General features: G+C 40.5%; 28 protein-coding genes. 22 read left to right on the forward strand and 6 right to left on the reverse strand.

The annotated features are described in order from the left end of the window. The 6 genes from EKM82_RS11665 to EKM82_RS11670 form a co-directional block, all read left to right on the forward strand. Window positions 1-335, forward strand: a 335-nt coding sequence (locus tag EKM82_RS11665) for a hypothetical protein (RefSeq protein WP_164508243.1), incomplete at its 5' end; no start/stop codon positions are given. A gap of 80 nt (window positions 336-415) precedes the next feature. Then, window positions 416-901 (forward strand): universal stress protein, encoded by a 486-nt coding sequence (locus tag EKM82_RS10250; RefSeq protein ID WP_125768982.1) that lies wholly within the window; start codon window positions 416-418, stop codon window positions 899-901. 82 nt (window positions 902-983) lie between these two features. Continuing rightward, entirely contained in the window at window positions 984-1,547 is a 564-nt protein-coding gene (locus tag EKM82_RS10255; protein WP_125768985.1) for a DNA-3-methyladenine glycosylase I, read from the forward strand. A gap of 265 nt (window positions 1,548-1,812) precedes the next feature. Then, entirely contained in the window at window positions 1,813-2,859 is a 1,047-nt protein-coding gene (locus tag EKM82_RS10260) for a GGDEF domain-containing protein (protein WP_164508244.1), read from the forward strand. 315 nt (window positions 2,860-3,174) lie between these two features. Then, entirely contained in the window at window positions 3,175-3,669 is a 495-nt protein-coding gene (locus tag EKM82_RS10265) for a hypothetical protein (RefSeq protein ID WP_125768991.1), read from the forward strand. 430 nt (window positions 3,670-4,099) lie between these two features. Then, window positions 4,100-4,294: a hypothetical protein gene (locus EKM82_RS11670; RefSeq protein WP_164508245.1), complete on the forward strand. Its 195-nt coding sequence runs from the start codon at window positions 4,100-4,102 to the stop codon at window positions 4,292-4,294. Between the two features lie 31 nt (window positions 4,295-4,325). Here the strand turns inward: EKM82_RS11670 and EKM82_RS10270 are convergent, their stop codons facing one another. From EKM82_RS10270 to EKM82_RS10295, 6 genes are all read right to left on the reverse strand, one after another. Continuing rightward, window positions 4,326-5,285, reverse strand: a complete 960-nt coding sequence (locus EKM82_RS10270; RefSeq protein ID WP_125768994.1) for an ABC transporter ATP-binding protein — start codon at window positions 5,283-5,285, stop codon at window positions 4,326-4,328. Next, window positions 5,275-6,357: an ABC transporter ATP-binding protein gene (locus EKM82_RS10275; RefSeq protein WP_125768997.1), complete on the reverse strand. Its 1,083-nt coding sequence runs from the start codon at window positions 6,355-6,357 to the stop codon at window positions 5,275-5,277. The genes EKM82_RS10270 and EKM82_RS10275 overlap by 11 nt, the downstream gene beginning before the upstream one ends. Before the next feature lie 10 nt (window positions 6,358-6,367). Continuing rightward, a complete protein-coding gene (locus tag EKM82_RS10280; RefSeq protein WP_125769000.1) occupies window positions 6,368-7,399 on the reverse strand; it encodes an ABC transporter permease in 1,032 nt (343 codons plus the stop codon). After that, window positions 7,399-8,334, reverse strand: a complete 936-nt coding sequence (opp3b, locus tag EKM82_RS10285) for an oligopeptide ABC transporter permease (RefSeq protein ID WP_125769003.1) — start codon at window positions 8,332-8,334, stop codon at window positions 7,399-7,401. The genes EKM82_RS10280 and opp3b overlap by 1 nt, the downstream gene beginning before the upstream one ends. A 1,051-nt stretch (window positions 8,335-9,385) precedes the next feature. Continuing rightward, window positions 9,386-11,029, reverse strand: a complete 1,644-nt coding sequence (locus EKM82_RS10290; RefSeq protein WP_125769007.1) for a peptide ABC transporter substrate-binding protein — start codon at window positions 11,027-11,029, stop codon at window positions 9,386-9,388. Window positions 11,030-11,922: 893 nt separating this feature from the next. Continuing rightward, the gene (locus EKM82_RS10295) at window positions 11,923-13,563 is read right to left on the reverse strand and encodes a peptide ABC transporter substrate-binding protein (protein ID WP_125769010.1); all 1,641 of its coding nucleotides are present in this window, start codon (window positions 13,561-13,563) and stop codon (window positions 11,923-11,925) included. A 623-nt stretch (window positions 13,564-14,186) separates the two neighbouring features. Between EKM82_RS10295 and EKM82_RS10300 the strand changes: the two genes are divergently transcribed. From EKM82_RS10300 to phoU, 16 genes are all read left to right on the forward strand, one after another. Further along, a complete protein-coding gene (locus EKM82_RS10300; protein ID WP_125769013.1) occupies window positions 14,187-14,927 on the forward strand; it encodes an amino acid ABC transporter ATP-binding protein in 741 nt (246 codons plus the stop codon). Between the two features lie 12 nt (window positions 14,928-14,939). Next, window positions 14,940-15,773, forward strand: a complete 834-nt coding sequence (locus EKM82_RS10305; protein ID WP_125769016.1) for a transporter substrate-binding domain-containing protein — start codon at window positions 14,940-14,942, stop codon at window positions 15,771-15,773. After that, window positions 15,770-16,423 carry an amino acid ABC transporter permease gene (locus tag EKM82_RS10310; RefSeq protein WP_125769020.1) on the forward strand — a complete coding sequence of 218 codons (654 nt, stop codon included), beginning with the start codon at window positions 15,770-15,772 and terminating at the stop codon, window positions 16,421-16,423. The genes EKM82_RS10305 and EKM82_RS10310 overlap by 4 nt, the downstream gene beginning before the upstream one ends. 15 nt (window positions 16,424-16,438) lie before the next feature. After that, window positions 16,439-17,095 carry an amino acid ABC transporter permease gene (locus EKM82_RS10315; RefSeq protein WP_125769024.1) on the forward strand — a complete coding sequence of 219 codons (657 nt, stop codon included), beginning with the start codon at window positions 16,439-16,441 and terminating at the stop codon, window positions 17,093-17,095. A gap of 135 nt (window positions 17,096-17,230) precedes the next feature. Continuing rightward, window positions 17,231-17,767 carry a GNAT family N-acetyltransferase gene (locus EKM82_RS10320; protein ID WP_125769027.1) on the forward strand — a complete coding sequence of 179 codons (537 nt, stop codon included), beginning with the start codon at window positions 17,231-17,233 and terminating at the stop codon, window positions 17,765-17,767. Window positions 17,768-18,389: 622 nt separating this feature from the next. Further along, window positions 18,390-18,617: a hypothetical protein gene (locus tag EKM82_RS11675; protein WP_164508246.1), complete on the forward strand. Its 228-nt coding sequence runs from the start codon at window positions 18,390-18,392 to the stop codon at window positions 18,615-18,617. A 148-nt stretch (window positions 18,618-18,765) separates the two neighbouring features. Continuing rightward, window positions 18,766-19,296: an RNA polymerase sigma factor gene (locus EKM82_RS10325; protein ID WP_125769030.1), complete on the forward strand. Its 531-nt coding sequence runs from the start codon at window positions 18,766-18,768 to the stop codon at window positions 19,294-19,296. Next, a complete protein-coding gene (locus EKM82_RS10330; protein ID WP_125769033.1) occupies window positions 19,280-20,041 on the forward strand; it encodes a PH domain-containing protein in 762 nt (253 codons plus the stop codon). The genes EKM82_RS10325 and EKM82_RS10330 overlap by 17 nt, the downstream gene beginning before the upstream one ends. Before the next feature lie 13 nt (window positions 20,042-20,054). Continuing rightward, window positions 20,055-20,333, forward strand: coding sequence for a hypothetical protein (locus EKM82_RS10335; RefSeq protein ID WP_125769037.1), 279 nt, complete (start codon window positions 20,055-20,057; stop codon window positions 20,331-20,333). A 633-nt stretch (window positions 20,334-20,966) separates the two neighbouring features. Further along, window positions 20,967-21,158, forward strand: coding sequence for a hypothetical protein (locus EKM82_RS11680; protein WP_164508247.1), 192 nt, complete (start codon window positions 20,967-20,969; stop codon window positions 21,156-21,158). 193 nt (window positions 21,159-21,351) lie between these two features. Next, window positions 21,352-22,248 (forward strand): phosphate ABC transporter substrate-binding protein PstS family protein, encoded by an 897-nt coding sequence (locus tag EKM82_RS10340; RefSeq protein ID WP_125769040.1) that lies wholly within the window; start codon window positions 21,352-21,354, stop codon window positions 22,246-22,248. A 5-nt stretch (window positions 22,249-22,253) separates the two neighbouring features. Then, on the forward strand, window positions 22,254-23,162 hold the full coding sequence (gene pstC, locus EKM82_RS10345) for a phosphate ABC transporter permease subunit PstC (protein ID WP_125769043.1): 909 nt from the start codon (window positions 22,254-22,256) through the stop codon (window positions 23,160-23,162). Further along, window positions 23,159-24,031, forward strand: a complete 873-nt coding sequence (gene pstA / locus EKM82_RS10350) for a phosphate ABC transporter permease PstA (RefSeq protein WP_125769046.1) — start codon at window positions 23,159-23,161, stop codon at window positions 24,029-24,031. Before pstC ends, pstA begins: the two co-directional genes overlap by 4 nt. A 12-nt stretch (window positions 24,032-24,043) precedes the next feature. After that, on the forward strand, window positions 24,044-24,829 hold the full coding sequence (locus tag EKM82_RS10355; RefSeq protein WP_125769049.1) for a phosphate ABC transporter ATP-binding protein: 786 nt from the start codon (window positions 24,044-24,046) through the stop codon (window positions 24,827-24,829). A gap of 4 nt (window positions 24,830-24,833) precedes the next feature. Beyond that, complete coding sequence (gene pstB, locus EKM82_RS10360) at window positions 24,834-25,598, forward strand: phosphate ABC transporter ATP-binding protein PstB (RefSeq protein WP_125769052.1); 765 nt, start codon at window positions 24,834-24,836, stop codon at window positions 25,596-25,598. 14 nt (window positions 25,599-25,612) lie between these two features. Continuing rightward, entirely contained in the window at window positions 25,613-26,281 is a 669-nt protein-coding gene (phoU, locus tag EKM82_RS10365; protein ID WP_125769055.1) for a phosphate signaling complex protein PhoU, read from the forward strand.

Raw genomic sequence — 26,281 nt, forward strand, 5'->3', positions numbered from 1 at the left:
TGGAGGGCGTGGTTGTCAGCCGCCAAATTTGTCTTATTGCTTTAGCAATTAGACAAAGGCTCGTATTTGAAACAATTTGGTCTTTAATTGGTTCAAATCGATGCCGGCAGCGTTCCACAACCAGCAAGCCCGCAATGGAGTCAGAACCTTTTCTGTTTCAAGACTATCATCAGGCTTTAACGGTTTTGAATTTTGGCCTTTCATTGGCTCAGATCAACGTCGGCCGCGTTCCACGCCAAGCAGCCCGCAATGGAGTCAGAACCGATTCTGTTTATACGTCGTTACTAGGATTTAAGGCTAGAAGTATTTTTTTGGTAAGAATCGATTATTATTAACGCGACTCAGCTCGCCCAACTTGAATTAATCGCGGGTAGAGTTTATCATTTATATATAGAAGAGAAAGTAGGTGCTAATAATGGCTGAACAAGAATATCATAATATTTTAGTTCCTGTTGATGGTTCACCAGAGGCGGAGTTGGCCTTTGATAAAGCTAAACGAATTGCTCAAACTAATGGCGCTCATTTGGATTTGTTGACGGTGTTAGATACGAAGCAGTTCGTGGGTAACTATGGTGGCAGTTTAACCGGGGATGCCATTTATCAAATCTCCGAAGATGCGCAGAATTACTTGGAGAACCTTAAAGCAGCTGCAATTGAAAAAAGTGGTTTAAAAGATATCGGCATTCATATTCGTTTTGGCAATCCTAAAGTTGTCATTGCCCGTGATTTCCCACGTGATCATCATAATGACATGATTATGATTGGCGCAACTGGCTTAAATGCCGTTGAACGTGTGTTGGTTGGTTCAGTAACTGAATATGTTAATCGCCACGCACCATGTGATGTGCTGATTGTCCGGACGGATTTAAATAATAAATTCCAAGGCAAGAAGAAAAAATAATTTTATGATGATGAGGGTCTGTAAGAGTGAGTCACTTTTACAGGCCTTTTATTTTTGACAAATTTCGGGGAGGTTATTAACAATGGCAATTTGTTCCTGGGCGTTATCATCGGCGACTATGAAAAGATATCACGATCAAGAATGGGGTCAACCAGAACATGACTCGCAGAAGTTGTTCGAGCTATTGTCCTTAGAGACTTATCAAGCCGGCTTAAGTTGGCAAACGGTACTCAATAAGCGGGCTGCATTTCGGCAAGACTTTCATCATTTTGATATTAAGACTGTGGCAGCAATGACGACTACCGATATTGAACGCTTAATGCAAGATCCAGCGATCATTCGTAATCGCCGTAAATTAGAAGCGACCGTGGCTAATGCTCAGGCAGTTTTGGCTTTGCCAGCAACAACTGAATTTCAGCACTTCAGTGAGTACTTGTGGCATTTTGTGAACGGTGTGCCCCAAATTAATTATCCGCAAACCGTAGCCGAAGTGCCAACGCAATCGCCACTGTCTGTTTTAGTCGCCCGTGATTTAAAGAAAAAGGGCTTTAAATTTGTAGGACCAACGACTATTTATTCATTTTTACAAGCAATGGGAATGATTGATGATCATCTCCGTGACTGCCCGGCTAAGACTCAACACTAGATTGGAATATTTAATGTATGTATAATTTTAATTTTGCTTAAACGAAGAAATGAGCGTATCATATTGAGTGTTATTCATATTTGGTTAATCAATTCTTATATAAGATTTGATTGGTACTTTTTCGTCCAATTAGGCAGACTTACTTAACTATTCATGGAGTTGAATTATTTTTATGGTTAAAGTTGATAAAACCACTTTAGTCCTAGTTGAGTTACTTGTGATTTTTGGTGTTTTTTTCATTTTCCAATTCGTGAGCAACATCTATATGTCCAAACACTCAAATGAGGCAGTCTGGGTTGGTAAGATGGATTGGCGGCTCCGTTCGCTGGCCATGGCCTTTTTCTCATTGGTAGCCGTCTATATGCTGATTTTCCAGTACTTCAACACAACTAGTGATACCCTAGCTTTTACGAATATTAAAATATCGTTTCTTATTTTAGTGATGATGTATGTTAGTCCCGATGTTGTCACGGTAGCATTTGATGCAGCGGCAGTGACGTACGTCGTTTTATACGGCATTAAACCATACGTGCTTGCCTATATTGTTTCCTATGCCATTCTCTTTGCCTTGATCATGGTGATTGGCTATGGCCGCAATATTAAGCCCTGGTGGCGGTTGCTTTTATATAATTTAGTTGGCCTGATATTTTGGACTGCGACTTTCATTTATGCGCCTTACAGTTCGCGTTATCAATTATCAGTTGGTCAAACTGGCGAATATTTGATCCAAATGGTTATTTTGGTCAGTATTCCGTATATCGTCACGTATTTTCTACAACAGAATCAACAAGTTATTTTCAAACAAACGCAAGAGGCCTTTATCGATGGTTTGACACAAGTTTTGAATTACCACGCGTTTAACTTGAACGTTGAACATGCCTTTCAACGAGCTAAAGAAAAAGATCTTTCATTATGCATGATGATTCTTGATTTAGATCATTTTAAGTCAATCAATGATACTTATGGTCACTTAGCCGGGAATTATATTCTGATTCATTTTTGCCAAATTATTAGCCAAATGATTTCCAAAAATGTGGATATTGCCTTATATCGAATTGGCGGTGAAGAATTTGCCCTAGTTTTTAACGAAACTGAGCCGGGTTCGGCGGCAGCAGTTGGTCAGCGCATGCTTAATGTGATTCGTGATGAAGACTTCATCTATAAGGGCCAAGAAATTGATTTAACTTTCTCTGCCGGCATTTCTAAGGTTCATCCTGATAATTACACTTCTAAGGAGTTTTTCGACCAGGTCGATCAGCTCACTTATCAGGCCAAAAAAGCCGGTGGCAATCAAATAAGAACTGATTTCTAATCGTTATGATCATCGCATGAGCCGCTTGCAACGGCCCATGCTTTTTTATGGCCTGAATTAAAGTGATTAAAACTGTCACTAACGATATTTTAAACTGCCTCAGAATTGAGTAGGCATCACCATAACTAGTTAGTCCTGGTTAACGAAGCGGATGGTTGTGCGAAATTTAAGCTATTATTTATTTTAATGAATGATTTATCTTAGTCTGCTAATTAAAAAGTCGGATGCTCACTTTAAACTTGAACACTTGTGTCTGGGCCTCGAGACAAGTAGAATAAGAGAGATAGGTTTCAAAGATGGATAAGGAGGCTCGTTATGGAACGAGATGCAATTAAACAATACGCGGATTGGTTACAAACGAACACAGATGACATTATTGCCCAACATGTTAAATTTGATCCGAATAAGGTTTACGAAATTATTGACCAACTTAAGATATTTAAGAAGCCAGTTACAGAAATTATGGCCATGACTGAGGAAGATTATTATCAACAGTTATCTGATCATAAATTGACGTTACAAGGTGAACGCGATGTATTAACACATTTGCAGGATCGGGTATTAATTAACCACGTTGATGGTTCAATTACCCAGCGGCAAATTCACTTTAGTTATAATCATGAGGACAATTTTGCCGGTGGTTATTCGGCACGGAAAGATTTACATTTATTGACTTATGGCCTGAAAGTAATTGGTGCCGTAGTTGTTATTAGTGACTTTGAACTTGTCCAAGAAAATATTTCAGCTGATGCTGCCGTTAGTTTAGCACTAGCAGCTGATATGATCAGTCGTTGGCAGGACGAGCAGTAATTACTGCGAATCTAATTGAAGCAAGCTAGATGGCGTTTAGACCTTCCTCATTGATGGTGGTGGTTGCTGGGCGATTTAGAGGGCGTGGAATGCTGTGGCCATCGATTTGAGCTTATTGCTAGCGCAACAATCTTAAATGCGAGGCTTATTCTAAGCGATAAATCGCCAAGAATAATTTCACAGCTGACGCCAATCGCCCAGCAACCACCCGTGGAAACTAACTGAATTGATCACCACTAATTGAAAAACAAATTGCAATAAACTAATGAGCTCGTTTGACAACTTTTCTGGATAAAACCAGAGGAGTGTCAAACTAGCTTTTTGATTTGCTATTCAGTTATCGTTGCAATTCAAATCAAGTTGATTAGTCCCGCTAAAATTGGCTTAACCACTAACAAAGATGAAATGTTCCACCTCAACTCCAGACGGAATGGAGGGCGTGGTTGTCAGCCGCCAAATTATTGTTAGTGCTTTAGCACTTACAATAAGACCTGTATTGAAGACTTTTGGAAAAAGGCTTCAATCAGTGTCGGCAGCGTTCCACAACCAGCAAGCCCGGAATGGAGTCAGACGCAATTCTGTTTTAACACTCAACTGTAATAGGTTACAAAAAAAGCCATGCTAGCTAATTAGCCAACATGACTTTTTTATTTTGATTATTTTTCGTTGTATTCTTCAGCACTTGCTTGGTATAACGAAACTTCTTCGTCAGTAGCCAAAACAAAATGTCCAGGAACAATTTCTTTTAAGGAACGTTCTTTACCGTCATGTTCGATGCTATCATCATATGGTTTACGATGACGATTGCGTTCGTACATTGGATCTGGCAAAGGCACAGCTGATAATAAACTCTTTGTATAAGGATGCAAAGGATGATCGTAGACTTCACTAGCCGTTGATAATTCCATCAAGCGACCGTTATGCATAACAGCAATTCGATCACTAATGTATTTAACCATGGATAAATCATGGGCAATGAAGAGGTAGGTCAAGTTTTGTTCCTTCTGAATATCACGGAGTAAGTTGACGACTTGGGCCTGGATTGAAACGTCCAAAGCTGAGATTGGTTCATCGGCAATGATGAATTTGGGCTCAACAGCTAATGCCCGGGCAATCCCGATCCGTTGCCGCTGACCACCAGAGAATTCATGGGGGTAACGAGTGGCATGATCGCGACTTAAGCCGACCAAATCAAGTAATTCGTTAACGCGGGCATCACGTTCTTCATCGTTTTTAACCAAATGATGAATATCCAAACCTTCGGCAATAATATCCTTGACCTTCATCCGGGGATTTAATGATGCATAAGGATCTTGGAAGATCATTTGCATTTCCCGACGGAATTTCAGCATATCTTTATGTTTGATTTTACTGATATCTTCGCCATAGAACTTGATTTCACCACTGGTTGGGTTGTACAAACGGATAATGCTACGGCCAGTTGTACTTTTACCAGAACCAGATTCACCAACCAAGCCGAAAGTTTCGCCTTCGTAAATATCAAAACTGATATCGTCGATAGCCTTAACTTCATTAGGTCGGCCAGCGTTAAAGTATTGTTTTAAATGTTTAACTTCGATTAGTTTCTTAGGTGTTGCTTGCGAATCATTCGCCATCTTTAGCGCCTCCCTTTACTGAGGATTGAATCTTACCTTCGGCGACTAACTGATGGTATTCTTCTTGGCGTTTCTTAATTGCAGCTGGTGGTTCAACTTTTGGTGCTTGAGGATCAAGGAGCCAAGTTGCTGCGTAATGAGTATCAGTGACTTTGTAGAATGGTGGCATTTGTTCGTAATCGATTTGCATAGCATAAGGATTACGAGGAGCGAAAGCATCACCAGCTGGTGGATTCAGTAAGTTCGGTGGTGTACCTGGAATCGCGTACAGACGATCAGAACTAGTATCCAAAGTTGGCATTGAATTTAAGAGACCCCAAGTATATGGATGTTGCGGATTATAGAAAATCTCATCAACGGAACCATATTCAATGATCTTGCCGGCGTACATAACGGCCACCCGATCAGCAATCCCAGCCACAACACCTAAGTCATGGGTGATGAAGATGATCGAAGTTTCAATCTTGTTTTGAAGTTCTTTCATTAAATCGATGATTTGGGCTTGGATAGTAACATCCAGTGCGGTAGTTGGTTCATCAGCAATTAAAACTTCAGGATAGTTAACGATTGAAATAGCGATGACGATCCGTTGCCGTTGACCACCAGAGAATTGGTGCGGGTAGTCCTTCATCCGATTCTTAGCGTTCGTGATACCGACTAGTTCCAGTACTTCTTCAGCCCGGGCCATGGCCTTTTTCTTAGACATGCTGCCGTGAATCAATAGTGGTTCAGCGACTTGCTTGCCGATTGGCATGGTTGGATCTAATGAAGTCATGGGATCTTGGAAAATCATCGAAATATCATTGCCACGAATACTTTCTAATTCGCGGGGTGTTGCTTTAAGTAAATCTTTGCCTTTGAAATCAATTGAACCATTATCGACGTGAGCATTGTTGGCTAATAAGCCCATGATACTGCGAACAGTAACCGACTTACCTGAACCAGATTCACCAACGATTGCCAGAGTTTCACCTTTATTTAAATGGAAGCTGACATTGCGAATAGCCTTAACTTGCCCAGCAAAGGTATCAAAATTGATTTGTAAATCTTTTACATCAAGAATTTTTTCCATTGCTATGCTCCTATTCCTGTGTCTTTGGATCGAAGGCATCACGGAGACCATCAGCTAATAAGTTAAAAGCAATCATGATGATACTAATTGCAGCTGCTGGATACCACATTTGATATGGCAAGAACCGGAATGTCTTTTGACCATCAGACAATAATGTCCCTAATGATGCATTTGGTGCGGGAATCCCAATACCAATGAAGCTTAAGAAGGCTTCGAAGAAGATGGCCGTTGGAATTGAGAACATTGTCTGAATAATAATTGTTGAAGACAAGTTTGGCACTAAATGTTTAATGGCAATTTTGAATGGTGATTCGCCTAAGGTGCGGGCTGCCAAAACGTATTCTTGAGTCTTTAACGTTAAGGTTTCCGCCCGCACCAACCTGGCCATGGTAATCCAGCCGGTGATCCCCATCGCCACAACAATTGAGCCTAAACCAGGGGTAAAGAGCAATAACATCAGAATAACGATAACTAAGTTAGGAATTGAGGAGATGATTTCGATAAACCGTTGCATTAAGGTATCAACGCGACCACCTTTCCAGCCGGAAACCACCCCGTATGGCACCCCGATGACTAAATCAAAGAGGGTAGCCAAGAAACCAATTAATAATGAGAGGGCAATCCCTTTCATTAAACGTGAGAATAAGTCACGACCAAGATAATCAGTCCCTAAAACATAATAAGTCCCTGATGGCACTTTAGCCTGGGCATACTTATCAACAATTCGACCACCAACATTGGCTTTCCCAGTAAAACCAGGAATTTGGCCGTTAGCGATTTTAGGTGGTAAGTTAGCGTAAGCCACGTGTTGAGCGTTAGGATCGCTTGGTGTCCACCAAATTGAAATGATTGAGAAGACAACGATTAAAGCTAACAACCAGAAAGAAATGACTGCGGCTTTGTTTTTCTTCAAACGCCGAACGGCATCTTGGAAGAAAGTTAATGAGGGTGCGGAAATCTTTTCTTGCTCATCAACGTTATGTTTTTCGATCTTTTTAAAACTATTTTCATTGAATTTAATATCTGTTGAATTATCAGCCATTAGTTTGATCCCTCGTTTCCGCTAAGTCTGATTCGTGGATCAATAAATCCGTAAAGAATATCAACTACTAAGATAACGACGATCAACATGAATGAGTAAAGTAAAGTTAAGCCCATGATTGTTGGGTAGTCGTTAGTCGTAATTGATTTAACGAATTGGTCACCAATCCCAGGAATGGAGAAGATATTCTCGACAACCATTGAACCAACCATCAAATCGACAGCCATTGGTCCAATAATTGTAATAACTGGAATTAATGAGTTACGTAAAGCATGTTTAGCAACCGTTTGCCATGGGGTATTCCCCTTAGCCCGTGCTAATTCAATATAATCAGAGTTTAAGACATCAACCATTTCGGTCCGCATGAAACGCGCCGTTGTGGCCAATGGCGCCATCGCCAAAGCAATTGTTGGCAAAATACTTGAAGAGAAACCGTCCCACAAAGCAATTGGGAAAATCTTCAATTTGAAGGCCAAGAAGAATTGTAACAAGACTGCGAAAACGAAGTTAGGAATTGAACGACCTAAAATTGCAAAGAAAGTTGCTACGGTATCAACCCAGCTGTTCTTCCGGATTGCCGCAATGGCACCAAGTAAGATACCTAAAACAGTCCCTAGAATAATTGCCTGAACCCCAATTTGCATAGAAGGCCCGATTCGACTAGAAATCAAGTATGAAACTGGTTGGTTATTAAATTGGAAAGAGGTTCCAAAGTCGCCGTGAAGCAAGCCAACTAGATAGATGATATATTGTTGGAAAACTGGTTTATCCAACCCATATTGCTGGTTCATAATCTTGATTTGTTCCGCCGACATTTTCGCTTGGTTAGCGTATGGCGAGCCCGGCATTAGTTTCATTAGAAAGAAAGTTGCCGTGGCAATAATGAACAAGGTCAAAATCATGTAACCAATCCGTTTGAGAATATATTTTCCCATGATTTTTCACTCCCTATATATGCTGAGAAACCCAAAGGCCAATAGCCTAGAAAACTACCGATACTTAAAATTTCGCATGTTACTATCTTACAGTAAAACCGCCTAATTGTAAATTGGGTTTTTAATTATTTTCTCATATTTTTACGGCAATTTTTCACTGAAATGGGCCAGCATTGAGATAATGCCGTGACTCTTACCTAAGTAAAAAATGAGAACGTTCATAAACAACTTCTTTGGATACTCCCATGCTATCCAAAATAACTAACCGTTCAAAAAGCAGAAACTTAGTGCCTCGACATGAAATTCTGAGTGCTGATTTGAAGCTAGTAGTGCCATGACTTATTCAATTAGAGTGGTGGTTGCTGGGCGATATAGAGGGCGTGGAACGCTGTGGCCGTCGATTTGAACCAATTACAAATCAAATTGTTTCAAATACGAGGCTTATTCTAAGCGATAAATCGCCAAGAATAATTTCACAGCTGGCGCCAATCGCCCAGCAACCACCTGTGGAAACTAACTGAATGGATTACCACTATTTAGAAAAACAGATTGAGGTAAACTAATAGTCCTGTGTGACAAGTTTTCTGGATAAAACTAGAAACTGTTGGCGGACTTTTTCGATACTACTATATAGTTACGACAACAAGTTAAATCAAGCTGACCTGTCTCACTACAAATGCCTTAAACACTGACAAAGCTGGCAACTATATCTTCCATTTCGTTTGTAGTTGAAGTGGTTCAATTCATCGTTGCCAGTGTTCAAGGTTAAAGTAGTGAGCTGAATCAACCAGACTTCAAATGTGGATATGCTTGAGTAGTTATCAAAATGGCTTGAGTAAGATCGCAACCGGATTAGAAATATTGTTAATTAAAAACTTGTTGGTTACTATTGATCGTTTTTAAATAGTGATGTTTTTTTGTCTGGATAGTTTAATCTAAGCTATTTTAGAGACAACAAAAAAGGTTTGGGAAATATCCCAAGCCTTTTTATATGGAAGAAAGATTAGTAAATATAGGAGGAAATTTGGAACCAGATTGATTGGTGGTGCGGTTAGTCAGCGATGTAAGCACCGACGAAGTTATACATGTTGGCTGGTGAATAACGGAGATCTTTCACCTTGCTGTTTACCAAGTGGCCTTGAGCCCGTTGGTAAATTGGGATGACACCTTGTTCCTTAGTTAAGATTTCTTGAGCCTTCAAAAGATCTTCTGAACGTTTGTCATCATTAGTCGCATCAGTCGTCTTGCTGGCTTCGATCAACTTGTTGTATTCAGCATTGTCCCAGTTACCGTTGTTGTAACTGTTACCGGTCGTGAATAAGTCAAGGAAAGTAATTGGGTCAGGGAAGTCAGCACCCCAAGCGGTCATGACAATATCAAAGTCGCCTGATTGTGAGCGAGTTAAACGAGATTTGAATGGCACAGTTGAAATTTTAACTTTCAAACCTGGTAAAGTCTTTTCTAATTGGCTTTGGAAGTATTCAGCAGACTTCTTAGCACCATCAGTATCATCAGTTAAGTATTCAACTGATAAATCAGAGATGCCAGCTTCTTTCAAACCTTCTTGCCATAACTTCTTAGCTTCAGTCTTGTCGTACTTAGTTTCGTTGCCAGCAACTTTAGCAGCAGCTTTAGAGAAGTCTTCGCCATCGGCAGTTTTTGCTAAGTTTTGTGGGGTAACGTTAGCAGCAGGGATTGAAGAGTCACCTAAGACATTCTTAACAAATTCTGGTCGATTAATTGCTTTGGAAATTGCTTGGCGAATTTTAACATTCTTGAAGGCAGGTACTTTCTTTTCATTTAATTCTAAATAGAAAACTGTTGCTTGAGCTAATGGCTTGTAGCTAGGATCGTTCTTCATTTGTTGAGCAGTTTCACCACTAATTGAAACGTCATCCATCTTGCCACTTTGGAAGAGGTTTAGAGCAGTTGAGCTGTCTTTAACAACTTGAACTTTAACTTTGTCTAACTTAACTTTACTAGCGTTCCAGTAAGTTTTGTTTTTAACTTCGGTCCAACTATTGTTTGTCCCAGTCCAACCAGTTAATTTGAATGGGCCGTTATAAACGGTCTTTTCTGAAGTTGTACCATATTTGCTACCATACTTTTCAACAACTTTTTGGTTTTGTGGGAAGAAAGCTGGATTAACGACCATTGTCTTGAAGTAAGGAATTGCATGATCTAATTCAACGACTAAAGTATGTTCGCCTTTAGCAGTAACACCTAAGGTACTTGGCTCTTTCTTGCCGTTCATAATATCGTCGGCGTTTTTGATTCCAGAGTATAAGTAAGCGTATTGAGATTTAGTGGCTGGATTGACGGTCCGTTGCCAAGCGTAGACGAAGTTTTGGGCAGTGACCGGATCACCGTTGCTCCATTTAGCGTCTTTCCGTAATTGATAAGTGTAGGTCTTACCACCATTAGTGGGTTCAACGATTTTAGTTGCAATGGCTGGTTGTAATTCGGAGCCATTGTAACGATACAAGCCGTCCATTGTATCAACGGCAGCTTGACCGGAAATGGCATCAGTCATAACTGATGTGTCCATTGAGCTAATGACGTCGCCTTCCATTCGAGTTAAGACTTGTTTGGAATCAGCTGAGCCCGAGCTAGATTTCTTAGTACCACATGCTGCTAGTAAAGTTGTGACCGCTAAGGCGACCACACTTAATTTTGCTAGTTTTTGCCATTTCATAGATTGTTCCTCCTAAATTATGAGGTTTACTGCCGACAAAATGAGAGTAGTGATAAATTCTCATCCTGAACATACCCAATCAGCAGTAAACTGAATTGCTTTTCTAATAATAAACTTTATAAATTAGTATAATACCCGAACAATATTAAAAAGTAAAGTGTTTCTCTCATATTTATTTTAATTTGCCAAATCGTTGATAGAACTATCTTTGAAGGATTTATTTGCAAACGATTACTATTTCAAGATGAGAATATGAAAAAAGATCCTAAGTCTAAACTTAGAATCTTCTTTCAGCATTAAGGAGATATAAATAATTATAAAAATAATTATTTATCGAATTTTAAAAATGAACGTTGGCAAAACCTGATAAAATCTTGGCTTCATTCAGGATTTGCAGGACTTTGATCTGGTTAATAGCGTCACTTAACTGATCATTTTAACCGCGAATAGGTTACGAATAATTATAATACACTGCCATTATTAAAAAGTAAATAGCAATCTAATTATTTTTTCATTATTAAATAAATCCCGCCACCATGGGACTTGTCTAGCCATCTTAGGACTAAATTGATGCTTCGATAAATTAATCCAGCTTAATTATGAGTATTTATTTCTGAAACTAATAAAATAGTCATTTAAGGCTTTTGTGTTTGCATACTAGGCTTCATTTACTATGAATGATGAGAGTTTTAAACGACGATTGCCACTTTGAAATAACGGACGAATGAATATAAAACCAAATGCTAACTCGCTAATATTTTAGCAATAATTTGTGGACTTAGACTAATGGGCACAAAAAAGCGACCAATCTTTGAATCGATTGGTCGCTTTTGATGCCGCTAACAGCAAGTTGCTATTTAAACTTGGCTGCTAATCGTTTTTGTCATCCGTGATTATTTAATATAAGTGTGGACGAAATTGTATTGGTTTGATGGTGAGTAAGCTAAGTTGCGAACGTTGGCATTGATCAAGTGTGCTTGGGCAGTTTGGTAAACCGGGATGATGCCTTGTTCGTTGGTCAAAATTTCTTGTGCTTTCAACAAATCGTTATAACGTTTTTCAGTGTCGTTAACGTCAGTGGTCTTGCTAGCTTCGATTAAACGATCGTATTCAGAGTTAGACCACTTACCATCATTCTGGCTGTTACCAGTCGTGAATAATTCAAGGAAAGTAATTGGATCTGGGAAGTCAGCACCCCAAATACTGATCGACATGTCGAAGTCACCAGATTGTGAACGAGTTAAACGAGATTTGAATGGTAATGAAGTGATTTTAACTTTCATACCAGGTAAAACGGCTTCTAATTGGCTTTGGAAGTATTCAGCAGACTTCTTAGCGTTTTCAGAGTCATCGTTTAAGAATTCGATACTTAAACTATTGATGCCAACTTCTTTCAATCCTTGCTTCCAAAGTTTACGAGCTTCAGCCTTACTGTAGTCAGTTGGGTAACTGTCATTCTTAGCTGCAGCAGCAGAGAAGTCAGTGCCGTCTGGCATTTGCGCGATATTCTTTGGTACCACATTTTGGGCAGGAATTGAAGCATTGCCTAAAACTTGGCTAGTATATTCTTTACGGTTAATAGCTTTAGAAATTGCTAAACGAATATTCTTATTCTTAAATGCAGGGACTTTCTCTTGATTTAATTCAAGATAGAAAGTTGATGATTGTAATTGTGGCTTGAATGAAGGATCGTCCTTCATTTGCCGAGCAGCTTCACCACTAAGGATGGCATCATCTAAGGTGCCGTCTTGGAATAAGTTCAAAGCAGTTGATGGTTCCTTAACCACTTGGACTTTGACCTTGTCTAACTTAACGGCTTTGGCATTCCAGTATGATTTATTTTTAACTTCTGACCAGCTAAGGTTGGTACCAGTCCATGTTTTTAACTTGAAAGGACCATTGTAAACTGTCTTATCCCATGAAGTACCATACTTGCTACCATACTTCTTAACAACTTTTTCATTTTGTGGGAAGAAGACGGGGTTAGTAACCATTGCTGAGAAATAAGGAATGGCATGATCCAAATTAACAACTAATTTGTAATCACCATCAGCCTTGACACCTAATGTGTCGGCAGCTTTTTTGCCATTCATGATGTCATCAGCGTTTTGAATGCCAGAATATAAATAAGCATATTGTGACTTCGTAGCTGGATCAACTAAACGTTTCCAAGCAAAGACGAAATCATGAGCAGTAACGGGATCGCCATTGCTCCATTTAGCACCCTTCCGAAGATCAAAGGTATAAGTTTTGCCATCATTAGTTGCTTTAACTAATTTAGTGGCGATTGCTGGTTCCAATTTTTTACCATTGTAACGATACAAACCGTCCATGGTATCAACTAATGCTTGCCCAGAAATCGCATCGGTAATTGAGGCTGCGTCCATACTACTGATGACGTCGCCTTCCATGCGGGTAAAGACTTGTTCTCCACTTGCTGAGCCGCTTGATTGTTTGTTGCCACCACAAGCCGCTAACAAAGAAAGGGCAAGTAAGGAGACAACTCCTAATTTGCCTAAATTGCGTAACTTCATTTAATTTTCCTCCTTAATGCAATGCAATAACACTATAAATTTTACCTGTTTTAATAACCTTTGTAAATTAGTTCTAAGAGAATCGTGACGAAACTTTTCATTATAATAATAGAAACTGAGGCTAATCTTGATTAGGCCAAGGTTTCGCACTTCATATTTTTTTAATTCCAGATCAGTTTAATGCTGATTTTCTTAGTAAATTAACAGGAATTTTGCCCAGTCTGATTGGCTGAAAATGAGAGAGTATTGGCAGATCATTAAGTGATGATTCATTCGAAGGGGGTGATTAACGAATAATTACTGCTCAATTACTAATTGAATTGGTCACTTTGCCTGCAATTTTTGGGACTTAGCTAGAAATATTTGAATTTGGGGATTGGTGGCTAAAAGACCTTATTTTTCCTAGGAATTTTGGTAAAAAAGGTCCGAAAAATGTTTTATTTTTCGAATTAAAATCGAATTTTATCATGATTTTCCTTGCCAGACTTACTATTTTTCAATTAAGATAGGAGAAAACATTGTTCGGTTCTCACTATTTTGCTGATTAAAAGTAGCCGATGAACAATCGCTAACGACTAACTGAATTCAGCAAACACAGCAAAACACAATTGGAGGAAACTAACATGTCAATGATTGAATTTCATGATGTTGATAAGTACTACGGGAAATTTCACGCCTTAAAGGATATCAATTTAACAATTGAACGTGGGGAAATTGTTTCGATTATTGGCCCTTCTGGTTCTGGAAAAAGTACACTTTTACGAACAATTAATGGCCTGGAAAGAATTTCATCTGGAAAGCTAATTGTCGATAATTTTGACTTGGCCGATTCTAAAACAAATATGAATAAAATCCGCAAAAATGTGGGGATGGTTTTTCAGCATTTTAATTTGTATGCCAATAAGACGGTTTTAGAGAATATTACCTTAGGGCCAATTAAGGTGCTCAAAAAATCAAAGGCCGAGGCTGGAAAGGATGCTTATCAATTGCTGGGTTTAGTTGGCTTAACTGATCAGGCTGCTAAATTACCAAGCATGTTGTCTGGTGGTCAGAAGCAGCGAATTGCCATCGCTCGTTCCTTGGCAATGAAACCAAAGGCAATTTTATTTGATGAACCGACTTCGGCATTAGATCCTGAAGTGATCGGTGATGTATTGGAAGTTATGCGAAAAGTGGCTAAACAAGGGATGACGATGATCGTGGTGACTCACGAAATGGGTTTTGCTCGGGAAGTTGGTAATCGGGTGATTTTCATGGCTGATGGTCAAATTCGCGAGGATAGTTATCAACCACAAGAATTCTTCGCTAACCCGCAAGATAGTCGGGCGAAAGAATTCCTCGGTAAGATTATTCACAACAGCTAGGGAGGACGCAAGATGAAACAAACTCATTTTAAAGTTAGACCATTTTTGCTGGTCGGGTTATTGCTCACATTGCTGACAGTTCTTAGCGGTTGTGGGGATAATTTGGCTCAGCAAGATGTGATGGCCCGAGTCGAACGAACGAATCGGATTACTTGGGGCGTCAAGAATGATACCCGTTTATTTGGGCTGATGAATATTAAAACTGGCCAAATTGAAGGCTTTGATGTGGATATTGCCACGGCTGTCTCTAAGGAGATTTTTGGCAAGGATGTTAACGTTAAGTTTGTGCCCGTGACCTCGAATACGCGGTTACCATTATTGAAAAACGGGAATATCGATGCGCTAGCGGCGACCATGACTATTACGCCCGAGCGGAAAAAAGAAATCATGTTTTCCGATACTTATTTCAATGCCGGTCAAGCGATTATGGTTAAGAAAGGTAGCAAGATCAAAAGTGTCAAAGATTTGACTAAAGGGACTAAAGTTTTAGGTCTGCAAGGATCGAACTCAGTTGCCAATATTAAAAAATATGCCCCGCAAGCGAAAGTTTTGCAGTTGGCTGATACTGCCCAAGCATTCACGGCCTTAAAATCAGGCCAGGGTGATGCGTTAACTAGTGATAATGGGATTTTATATGGTTTGAACCGTGATGATCCGAAGTATCAGGTTGTTGGTGGGACATTTACCAACGAGCCTTATGGGATTGGTGCCAATAAAGGCCAAGAGAAATTCGTTCAAGCAATCAACAAAGCTCTGAAAAAGATTGAGGCTGATGGCACCTACCAGCAGATTGTTGATAAATGGTTTGGCAAGGTTGCGGGCTTTGATGGGAGTGTGATCAAATGATTTCGATTTTAACAACTTATTGGCCCGACTTTGTTGAAGGTCTAAAGTATACGTTGAGTGCCAGTGTGCTAGCGTTGATTGGTAGTTTGATCATTGGTTTGATTTTTGCCTTGTTTGTGATCAATCCGTTGAAGCCATTGCGCGTCATTGGCCGGATTTATATTGAAATTTTCCGCAATATTCCCTTGCTAGTGGTGGCGATGTTCTTCTACATTGTTATGCCGCAGTTTATTCCGCATTTGGATGGCTTCACAGCCGGGACAATTGGCTTGATTATTTATACTTCGGCTTTTATTGCCGAAACCATTCGGGCCGGGATTGAAAGTGTTGATCTGGGGCAAATGGAGGCAGCGCGCAGCAACGGGATGTCGTATATTCAGGCGATGCGTTATATCGTTTTGCCTCAAGCGTTGAAGATTGTTATTCCGCCGCTAGGGAACCAATTTGTTAACTTGGTTAAAAATTCGTCCGTGTTAGCCTTTTTAGCTGGTTTTGACTTGATGTACCAAGGTAACCTGATTGCTTCGACAACGTTTAAAACCACGGATACTTATTTGGCCGTTGGTTTACTGTACTTGATTTTAACCATGCCCTTAAGTTATTTGATGCGTTATTTAGAAAAACATTGGTCAACTGGGGCCGCAGAGTAAAGGAGGACACTGCTCATGCAAAATTTTATTGATGCTTATAGCTGGGTCAACCTGCGCTTTTTACTCGAAGGTTTGTGGGTGACCATTTATGTTTCAGCGATTTCTGTTGTTTTTAGTTTCATTATTGGTGCGATTCTTGGTTTCATTCGTTACGTCAAAATTAAATACGTGTCGGCCTTAGTTGGTTTCTTAATTGATGTGATTCGTAATTTACCGTTGCTACTGATTATTTTCTTCATGTACTTTGGGCTGCCAAATACGATTGGCGTGCGTTTAAGCACGGTTAACGCGGCGATTCTTTCATTGACGATTTTTGAATCAGCAATGTTGGCGGAAATTATTCGCAGTGGAATCAGTGCTGTTGATACTGGGCAAATGGAAGCTGCTCGCAGTAACGGGATGAGTTTCATGCAGGCCATGTGGTACATTATTTTGCCGCAAGCCTTGCGGCGGATGGTGCCACCAATTGTCAGCCAATTCGTTTCGTTGGTGAAAGATTCATCCTTGGCAACGATTATTCTGTTGCCAGAATTAATGTTTCATTCCCAAGTCATCTATGGCCAGAATACGAATTACATGATCCCAATGTTCGTGGCTTTGGCGGTGCTATATTTCATTATTTGTTTCTTGCTCAGCCAGTTGTCACATTTATTGGCCCGCAAGTTAGGTTAGTTTTGTTACAAATAAAATTGCAGTGGTGATGATTGCGGAAAATCGTCGCCGCTGTTTTTTTCTGCTGGGGGACAGCAACCGAATTGGTTCGTGGTACACTGTGATTAATGGATAAGCGATAATGGGAGCGCTAAAATGACAATTACAATTTCAAGAATTACTTCAAAAAATGCCGCCGATATAAATTTGCCCAATGAATCATTTCGAATTTATGGCCGGATGATTGCGACTTTCGATGGTCAACAGTGGGCTTATACCACGACGCAATTACCAGCTGATCAAGTTCGCGAAATGATTTTTCCTGACGAGCATTATGATTTTGCTGTACTACAAGCAGATCATTGGTTTGTGGGCGCTTATGATGAGAACGATCATTGTGTCGGTTTGGCGATTTACAAGCAAGCTTGGTTTAAATACCTTTATTTAGATGATTTGAAGGTGAATCGCGCTTATCGTGAGCAAGGAATCGGCCAGCAATTATTGCAGGCAGGTCGGGAAATCGCCCAAGAAAATAACTACCAGGGAATTTATACCATTGGTCAAGATAACAACTTGGCTGCCTGTCAGTTCTATTTGCATTCAAACTTTGTGATTGGCGGTTTGAATACGCGCGAGTACTTTGGCACTAGCCAAGCTGATAAAAGTAATCTTTATTTCTACTGGGATTTTTAGGGTGTAGCTGGGCAATTTGAAGTTGAACTAGTTTTGGACAGAACAGCGGACAACTCCGTTGCGGCCGGCGAGTTGTGGAACGCTGCCGACGTCGATTTAAGCTTTTGTTGCACAAAATCTTAAATACGAGTCTTCTTCTAAATGGCTGGCGCCATTAAGAAGAATTTGGCGGCTGACAACTCGGCGGCCTCCACTGCGTTTTGAGCTAGGTTGGTTCACTTTAGATTTTGTTGATATCAAGTCAAAACTAGTAAAGGTAACTGTTAATCGCCCAGCAACCACCACGGAAAACTACCGGAAATCAACATCACTATTTTAAAAAGTAAATTGAAGTAACCTAATAAGTCTGTATAAGTCTGTATAAGTCTGTATAAGTCTGTATAAGTCTGTATAAGTCTGTTTGACAAATTTTCTGGATAAAACCAGAGAAGTCTCAAATTGGCTTTTTTTGTACTAATCATTTGTTATTGAAATTCAAATCGAGTTGAACTGCCTCGCTATCATTGCCTTAAGAACTAACAATGATTAAGTGCACCACATCAACTCCAGACGGAATGGAGGGATCTTGTCGTCAGTCGCCAAATTATTGTTGGTGCTTTAGCACTTACAATAAGGCTTGCATTTGAGATTTTGTGAAACAAAAGCTCAAATCAACGCCGGCCGCGTTCCACGACAAGCAGCCCGCAATGCAGTCAGAACCAGCTCTGTCTTACCATCTTCATCGGGTTTTAATTGTTTTGAACTTTGGTCTTTAATTGGTTCAAATCGATGCCGGCCGCGTTCCACAACCAGCAAGCCCGGAATGCAGTCAGACTCAATTCTGTTTCAAAACCAGAATGTTTTTGCCTAAATAAAAATATTTTGTTAAAAAATGTCCAATATCCGACGCTGCCATCGTAATAGAGGGTGTAGGTATTAATAATCATGCTTAGCAGAATAAATTGATGCACGAGAATTAGAAATCAAAAATTGATTTTTTAGGGAAAGTCGGTGAGGTTATGTTAGAGGAGGAGTTGATCACTAAGTTGCGCAGTCAGGATCAGGGCGCCTTGGCTGAGCTAATTAGGCAATATGGCGATTATGTGCTGCAAGTGATCTGGCATCAGCTGCCAAGTAGTTATGAGCGCAGTTATACCAGTGATATTGCCAATCGCTGTTATTTTCAAATTTGGTCGAAAATCAGTACTTTTGATGAGACGCGCGGCAATTTTAAAACTTGGTTAGGCGCGATAGTTAAGCATCAGGCGATTGATTATCAGCGTGGTCTGAATGCGACTTTCAAACAAATGGATATTGCCGATATGGTGATTCCCACGGCGCCACCAGATGAGCCATTAGAGTTAGGCCAGTTGTTAAATGTGCTATCTGAAAAAGAACGGGAAATTTTCCAACTATATTTTGAAAAAGATTTAACACCTGAGGAAATTAGTCAACGATTACGAATGCGTCGTGGTGCCGTCTATAAGCATTTATCGCGGGCGCGTCACAAATTACAGCAGGAGGCAGTGAAAAATGATTTCGGAAATTAATCCATATGTTGCCGTGATTGATCAAATGAATGGCTTTCCTGACCAAACGGATTTGACCCAAGTTGATGAGTCACTGCGGATTGCTTATCAAACGCGGGAAGCTAGTTTGTATCTGACCATGCAGCAAGTGTTAACTAAGTTGAAGGATCAGCTTCGTCCTGAAGAAATGATTATCAATTTAATGCCGATTACTAATGAAAACGGCAGTCAAGTTGCCACAAATGGTTACATGGGGATGTATGCTGCTAAAAGTACAGCCGGTGAAAATTATATTAAGACTCAAAAAAATTTGCGGGGCAATCGGCTGCTGGTTTTTACTGATCAACGCATTATCTTCTTGATTTTGGTGGAATTCATTGATGATCCAAGCCAATTTTTCTCTTATGACTATGACAAAATCAAGGCTATCAAATTAAAAGAGCATCGTGCTAGCGAACCGGCCGAATTAGCTAAGCCGTGGAAACGGAAGCACTATAAATGGTTTACTTTAGATTTCCAAACAGAAGATTTACAAGTTTTTACAGAAACATTGGATGTCAAAAATGCTAAATTATTTAAACGTAATTTGCTAACAATTCCTGGAATGAAAGCCATTGAAATTAGTCGTTACGTCCGCCGTAAGAATGTTTTCCAATTTATTTTCAGTAATACTAATTTTATGATCAAATTTATCCAGATTTTCTGGATTTTAGTGGTATTAGGTGGCCTAATCACAGTTTTGCATATGTATTTAACATATCGCTAGGAGGTTAATCAACATGGTAAAAGTTAAAAAAGTGGCAATGTTGCCAAATCTATTTGTTTCAGTAACATATGATAATGGTGAGCAGCGATACTTCCGCAGTAAAAGCAATGATATGGAAGTGAATACTTTGAATAAGAAGGCCCATAATCATGCTGGCTTTAGTCAAATGACGCCGGGATTCTATTGGATTGGCGAACAACCTGAGATTGAAGACGGCCGTTACTTCACCATGAATGGTCAGCGTTATGACGGTGACGACATCTACGTAACCGGGCAGAAACATCTGCACTAAGCGGTTATTGCCGTACGAATAATTAAACACGTCCAGATAGTAGCTAACCCATAAAATAGCTGAATAAATTCTGGGATCAAAGCAACCTTTCGCCGAGGTTGCTTTTTGTTTATCTGGTTTTAATTGGGATAGCCGGACCAGGCGATGATGCTGGTTACGAAAAATATTAATCGAGAAATTTTATGCTGTGTCATTAGTCTAAAACCTGACTTTATTCCAAGCTGCTTGAATTGTGCTAAGACTTTCTCAGTTAGAGTGGTGGTTGCTGGGCGATTGAATGGGCGTGGAACGCTGTGGCCGTCGATTTGAGCTTATTGCTAGCGCAACAATCTCAAATGCGAGGCTTGTTCTAAGCGATAAATCGCTAAGAGTAATTTCACAGCTGACGCCAATCGCCCAGCAACCACCTGAATAAACTAACAGAATTGAGCACCACTAATTGGAAAAACAGATTGGTATAAACTACTAGGCCTGTTTGACAAGCTTTCTGAAATTAAACCAGATAATTGTCCAACAGGCTTTTTGAATACCACTGTTCAGATGTGACCACAATTCAAATCAAGTTGATTAGTCTCACTATACTTGTCTCAAGCACGAACAAAGTTGAAGCGCACCACCTCAACTCCAGACGGAATGGAGGGCGTGGTTGTCAGCCGCCAAATTTGTCTTATTGCTTTAGCAATTAGACAAAGGCTCGTATTTGAAACAATTGCGGTTTTCAATTGGTTCAAATCGATGCCGGCCGCGTTCCACAACCAGCAAGCCCGGAATGCAGTCAGACTCAATTCCGTTTCAACCCCGGCACCAGATTTAATGGGTTACTGAATTTTGAAATCAAATGATGATTATTACACAAGCCCAATTTTATTTTTCATTTAATAACTTAAATGCTGAAACTTTCTGGGAAAATAAACGGTAACTTTACACGATGTTTACATAAATCATACTTAATCTTTATATGCCCCTGCTAAACTTCTTTTTGTAACGAAGACAGAATAAAAGAATAGGGGAGTCAAACATGAAAGCAAAACTGGTTCTAGGATCACTAGCAGTTGCAGGATTATTATTGTTAGGAGCTTGTGGCAAACAGGCTGCAGCTGGCAACTCCAGTTCAAGTTCGAGTAGCACTGCGAAGAGCGCTAAAGTAATGGCAGTGGGCTCGACGGCTTTACAACCTTTAGTAGAACAAGCTGCTAAAGATTTCCAAAAAGAAAATTCAAATATTACCGTTAATGTTCAAGGTGGCGGTTCTGGAACTGGGTTGAGTCAAGTCGCTCAAGGCTCAGTTGCCATTGGTAACTCGGATATTTTCGCCGAAGCTAAAGATGGTGTGCCAGCTGATAAATTAACTGATCATAAAGTAGCCGTTGTCGGCATGGCACCAGTAACTAACCCAGAAGTTGGCGTGAAGTCAGTGACGATGGCACAATTAAAAGATATTTTTACTGGCAAGATCAAAAACTGGAAAGAAGTCGGCGGCCATGATGAAGCAATTACTGTGATTAATCGTGCTGAAGGCAGTGGGACTCGGGCAACTTTTGAAGCAGCTGTTTTAGACGGTGCCAAAGCTGTTAAGTCACAGGAACAAGATTCAAATGGGACCGTTCAACAAATTGTTCGCTCAACACCTGGTGCGATCAGTTACTTGGCTTTCTCATACTTCAAGTCAGATATCCAACCATTAGCAATTGATGGGGTTGAACCAACTGAAGCCAATGTGACAACTAACAAATGGAAAATCTGGTCATATGAACATATGTATACGCAAAAGAAAATTGATGACGCTACTAAGAAATTCTTAGCTTATATGGAAACTGATCAAGTTCAAAATGGCGCCGTTAAGAAATTGGGTTACATCAGTATTCATGACATGAAAGTATCTAAGGACGCACAAAACAAAGTAAGCGAGAAGTGATTTAAATGAAACCAAATCCACTTTTTACCCGCTCGAAAGAAATCCGTCAAGATAATTGGGGCCGTTGGTTATGCTACATCAGCGTGAGCATTCTCTTACTCCTCGTCGTCACAATTATTTATTTCATCAGTAGTAAAGGGATTCAGACTTTTACCAAAAATCATGTTTCGGTGTGGTCATTCTTGACCACCGCTGATTGGAATACGGGCAGCTTGAACGGTAAGGCGGATCTTGGGGCATTAGCGTTAATGACAACTTCATTTGTGACAACTATGCTAGCGGCAGCTTTGGCAACACCGCTAGCTTTTGTCATAGGGATTTATGTTGTGGCGCTGCAACCCAAGTTCGGTCAGAAATTCGTTCAGCCGATCATTGAATTGTTATTGGGGATTCCCTCAGTCGTTTATGGGTTTATTGGCCTGACAGTTTTGGTGCCGATCATTCGTCGACATTTTGGCGGCACTGGCTTCGGGATTTTAGCGGGGGCGCTGATTCTGGCGCTGATGATTCTGCCAACGATTACTTCGCTGGCGATTGAAAGTATGCGCAGCGTTGACCCGAGCTATCAAAAGTTTGCTTACACCCTGGGTTGTACGCGGTGGCAAGTGATTTATCACGTGATCCTAAGAATCTCCGCTAAGAAATTAGTCGTCGCAGTGATTTATGGGGTGGCCCGGGCTTTCGGTGAAGCCTTAGCCGTCCAAATGGTCATTGGGAACACGGTCCAATTTGCGACGAACTTAGTTTCACCAACTGCAACGTTGACTAGTAAGCTGACGACCGATATTGGCAACACGATTGATGGCACTTTGCCTAATAATGCTTTGTGGACGTTAGCACTGATCCTGTTATTGATTTCGTTAGCGTTTAATCTGATTGTCAAAGGCTTTACGAAAGGAGACCGCTCAGCATGAATCGTTATTTAATCGATCGTATTTGCCGTTGGCTGATTTATGCCGTGGTCGCTGCTGTAGTCGCCTTAATTCTGATTTTCGTCGGTTTTCTGATTACGAAAGGTTGGTCGACGGTCAGCTGGCAATTTTTAACGACTACTAGTGATGATGGTATCGGGATTCGTGATCAGCTGTTTAATTCACTTTATCTGTTGATCTTAACGCTAATTCTTTCTTGTCCGATCGCGTTGGGGTCGGCGATTGCTTTGACGATTTATGGCGAGAAGAGTCGCTTTGCCGCAGTAGCGAAAATGGCGATTCAGGCGCTCAGCTCTTTGCCATCAATTATCATTGGGTTATTTGGTTTTCTGCTCTTAGTACTGAAGTTTAAAATTGGTTTTTCAGTACTTTCTGGCGCGATTGCCTTAACTTTCTTCAATTTACCAATTTTAACGCAAAGTATGTCGCTGGCGATTGCCACAGTGCCAAGTAGTCGCTTGAACGCCGGTATTTCATTGGGGGTTTCCCAGTGGCACACAATTACCAAAGTGGTGCTGCCCGAAGCAATCCCCGGCATGATTTCTGGGGTAGTTTTAAGCGCTGGCCGAGTATTTGGTGAAGCAGCTGCTTTAATTTATACCGCTGGTCAAAGTGCGCCTAAATTAAATTATGCCAATTGGAATATTTTCGATGGCAATAGCTTCCTCAATCCGTTACGACCAGCAGAAACGTTGGCTGTGCACATTTGGAAATTAAATACCGAAAGCATTGGTCCCAACGCGGAATTGATTTCCCGAGGGACGATTGTTGTTTTGATCATAACAATTGTGGCGTTCAATTTCTTAGCGCGCCAATTAGCCAATCATTGGCAACATAAAATTTATCGTTAGCGAGGTGAGTTCATGACCACTGCAGTTGAAACTTATTTACAAACACCAACTGAACCAATTGCGATTCGAACAGAAAATTTGTCGGTGACTTATGACCAATTGGCTTTAACCCCCACAAATTTACAGTTTCCGCAACATGCAATCACCGCTTTAATTGGGCCGTCTGGTTCAGGCAAGTCGACGTTTCTGCGCTGCTTGAATCGAATGAATGATGGTCTTGCTCAAGTTGACGGTAAAATTATGTTAGGTGATGTTGATGTTAATCGGCCTGAGGTGAACGTTTATCGGTTGCGCCAACAAGTGGGAATGCTTTTTCAGCAACCCAATCCGTTCGCGCGGTCAATTCGGTTTAACTTGAGTTTTGGTGTTTTGGAGCATCAACGAATTAGTAAGGCTGAATTACAGGCAAAAATGCAAACGGCTTTAGAAATGGTTGATTTGTGGTCAGAGATTGACGGCGATTTGGATCGTAATGCCTTACAACTTTCTGGTGGGCAACAGCAACGTTTATGCTTGGCGCGGACTTTGATGTTAACACCTAATGTGCTGTTGCTAGACGAACCGGCCAGTGCTCTCGATCCAATTGCCACTGCTAAAATCGAAGCGAATTTGCTGAAGCTGAAGCAAGATTATACCATTATTATTGTGACGCATAATCTGGAACAAGCGGCGCGGATCAGTGATTACACGGCGTTCTTTTATGAGGGGCAGTTACGGGAGTTCGACCGGACGAAGAAGCTGTTCATTAAACCGCATTTGCAATTAACCAACGATTATTTATCAGGAAACTTTGGGTGATTCGATGACAGAAAAAATACCATTATTAACGGCCACCAACGTTAGTGTTAGTTATGGCCAACGCCAAACCGTTCATGATTTATCTTTGAACTTCCCTGAGAACCAAATTACGGCGATTATGGGTCCTTCTGGCTGTGGTAAATCAACTTTCTTGCGTTGTTTAAATCGCAGTAATGATTTATTGCCCGACGTGCACGTTGGCGGTGAGATTCGGTTTCGTGGCGACGATATTTATCAGAAAAAAGTGAACCCCGTGGTTTTGCGAACGAAAATCGGGATGGTTTATCAACAACCAACGCCATTTCCGTTTTCCATTTACGATAATGTTGCTTTTAGTCAACGGATGCTTGGTTTGCATGATCGTAAAATGATTCGTGAAATTGTCGAAACTAGTTTACAACAAGCGGCGATTTGGGATGAAGTTAAGGATCGCTTAGATACGCCAGCCCAAGCTTTGTCTGGCGGCCAGCAACAGCGCATCTGTTTGGCCAGTGTTTTGGCAGCCAAGCCGGAGGTTATTTTATTAGATGAACCGACGAGCGCTTTGGATCCAATTGCTAGTGCCAAAATTGAAGCAACTTTGATTGAATTAAAGAAATTGTATACCATAATAATCGTGACTCATAATTTACAACAAGCGAGCCGAATTTCTGATCAAGTTGCGTTTCTTTTGAATGGCCAGTTAGTTGAAACCGGCCCTACAGCTGCATTCTTTATGAATCCGCGCGAGCAAGCAACCAGTGATTATTTAAACGGTAAGTTTGGATAAGGAGACAACAAGCAATGGGACAGCAATTTTTTGATGAATTAAAAAGCCTACAAACTAATTTTATGGACATGGGCATCAATGTTAGCGAGCAAATTTATCAGTCCACCAAGTCGTTCATTGATCATGATAAACAGCTGGCACAACAAGTGATCGACCATGATCGCAAGATTAACGGCACTGAGGTTAGTTTAGAAAAGCAGGCTTTATATTTGATGGCCTTGCAACAGCCAGTAGCAACTAATTTCCGTGAGATTATTTCGATTTTGAAAGCAAGTGCTGATTTGGAGCGCGTTGGCGATCATGCCGTGGGAATTGCCCGTGAAACAATTTATATTAAAGGCAATCAACGAATACCCGAAGTCGAAGAAATGATTGCAAACATGACCAATAGTGTTCGTAAAATGTTGGAAGAAGCTTTAGATGCTTATTTTCATGAAAATGTGACGGTGGCGGAGAAAGTTGCCGGCGCTGACGATGAAATTGATCAACAGTATATTCAGATCCGTCAGTCCTTAACTAATTCGCCACAATTAGATGGTGAGCTGGCGCCAGCCAGTGCCAGTTACTTAATGGTCGCGCGCTTTTTGGAACGAATTGGTGATCATATCGTGAACATCAGCGAATGGATCGTTTATAGCAAAACTGGCAATATTGTTGAGCTGGGCAATCATCGCCGCAGCTAA

The sequence above is a fragment of the Lapidilactobacillus wuchangensis genome (genome assembly GCF_003946645.1).
Taxonomy (GTDB): domain Bacteria; phylum Bacillota; class Bacilli; order Lactobacillales; family Lactobacillaceae; genus Lapidilactobacillus; species Lapidilactobacillus wuchangensis.

Excerpts from the sequence above, each read along its gene's own strand:
- EKM82_RS10250 (WP_125768982.1), top strand. The coding sequence starts at position 416 with ATGGCTGAACAAGAATATCATAATATTTTAGTTCCTGTTGATGGTTCA.
- EKM82_RS10255 (WP_125768985.1), top strand. The coding sequence starts at position 984 with ATGGCAATTTGTTCCTGGGCGTTATCATCGGCGACTATGAAAAGATAT.
- EKM82_RS10260 (WP_164508244.1), top strand. The coding sequence starts at position 1,813 with ATGTCCAAACACTCAAATGAGGCAGTCTGGGTTGGTAAGATGGATTGG.
- EKM82_RS10265 (WP_125768991.1), top strand. The coding sequence starts at position 3,175 with ATGGAACGAGATGCAATTAAACAATACGCGGATTGGTTACAAACGAAC.
- EKM82_RS11670 (WP_164508245.1), top strand. The coding sequence starts at position 4,100 with ATGGAGGGCGTGGTTGTCAGCCGCCAAATTATTGTTAGTGCTTTAGCA.
- EKM82_RS10270 (WP_125768994.1), bottom strand. The coding sequence starts at position 5,285 with ATGGCGAATGATTCGCAAGCAACACCTAAGAAACTAATCGAAGTTAAA.
- EKM82_RS10275 (WP_125768997.1), bottom strand. The coding sequence starts at position 6,357 with ATGGAAAAAATTCTTGATGTAAAAGATTTACAAATCAATTTTGATACC.
- EKM82_RS10280 (WP_125769000.1), bottom strand. The coding sequence starts at position 7,399 with ATGGCTGATAATTCAACAGATATTAAATTCAATGAAAATAGTTTTAAA.
- opp3b (WP_125769003.1), bottom strand. The coding sequence starts at position 8,334 with ATGGGAAAATATATTCTCAAACGGATTGGTTACATGATTTTGACCTTG.
- EKM82_RS10290 (WP_125769007.1), bottom strand. The coding sequence starts at position 11,029 with ATGAAATGGCAAAAACTAGCAAAATTAAGTGTGGTCGCCTTAGCGGTC.
- EKM82_RS10295 (WP_125769010.1), bottom strand. The coding sequence starts at position 13,563 with ATGAAGTTACGCAATTTAGGCAAATTAGGAGTTGTCTCCTTACTTGCC.
- EKM82_RS10300 (WP_125769013.1), top strand. The coding sequence starts at position 14,187 with ATGTCAATGATTGAATTTCATGATGTTGATAAGTACTACGGGAAATTT.
- EKM82_RS10305 (WP_125769016.1), top strand. The coding sequence starts at position 14,940 with ATGAAACAAACTCATTTTAAAGTTAGACCATTTTTGCTGGTCGGGTTA.
- EKM82_RS10310 (WP_125769020.1), top strand. The coding sequence starts at position 15,770 with ATGATTTCGATTTTAACAACTTATTGGCCCGACTTTGTTGAAGGTCTA.
- EKM82_RS10315 (WP_125769024.1), top strand. The coding sequence starts at position 16,439 with ATGCAAAATTTTATTGATGCTTATAGCTGGGTCAACCTGCGCTTTTTA.
- EKM82_RS10320 (WP_125769027.1), top strand. The coding sequence starts at position 17,231 with ATGACAATTACAATTTCAAGAATTACTTCAAAAAATGCCGCCGATATA.
- EKM82_RS10325 (WP_125769030.1), top strand. The coding sequence starts at position 18,766 with ATGTTAGAGGAGGAGTTGATCACTAAGTTGCGCAGTCAGGATCAGGGC.
- EKM82_RS10330 (WP_125769033.1), top strand. The coding sequence starts at position 19,280 with ATGATTTCGGAAATTAATCCATATGTTGCCGTGATTGATCAAATGAAT.
- EKM82_RS10335 (WP_125769037.1), top strand. The coding sequence starts at position 20,055 with ATGGTAAAAGTTAAAAAAGTGGCAATGTTGCCAAATCTATTTGTTTCA.
- EKM82_RS11680 (WP_164508247.1), top strand. The coding sequence starts at position 20,967 with ATGGAGGGCGTGGTTGTCAGCCGCCAAATTTGTCTTATTGCTTTAGCA.
- EKM82_RS10340 (WP_125769040.1), top strand. The coding sequence starts at position 21,352 with ATGAAAGCAAAACTGGTTCTAGGATCACTAGCAGTTGCAGGATTATTA.
- pstC (WP_125769043.1), top strand. The coding sequence starts at position 22,254 with ATGAAACCAAATCCACTTTTTACCCGCTCGAAAGAAATCCGTCAAGAT.
- pstA (WP_125769046.1), top strand. The coding sequence starts at position 23,159 with ATGAATCGTTATTTAATCGATCGTATTTGCCGTTGGCTGATTTATGCC.
- EKM82_RS10355 (WP_125769049.1), top strand. The coding sequence starts at position 24,044 with ATGACCACTGCAGTTGAAACTTATTTACAAACACCAACTGAACCAATT.
- pstB (WP_125769052.1), top strand. The coding sequence starts at position 24,834 with ATGACAGAAAAAATACCATTATTAACGGCCACCAACGTTAGTGTTAGT.
- phoU (WP_125769055.1), top strand. The coding sequence starts at position 25,613 with ATGGGACAGCAATTTTTTGATGAATTAAAAAGCCTACAAACTAATTTT.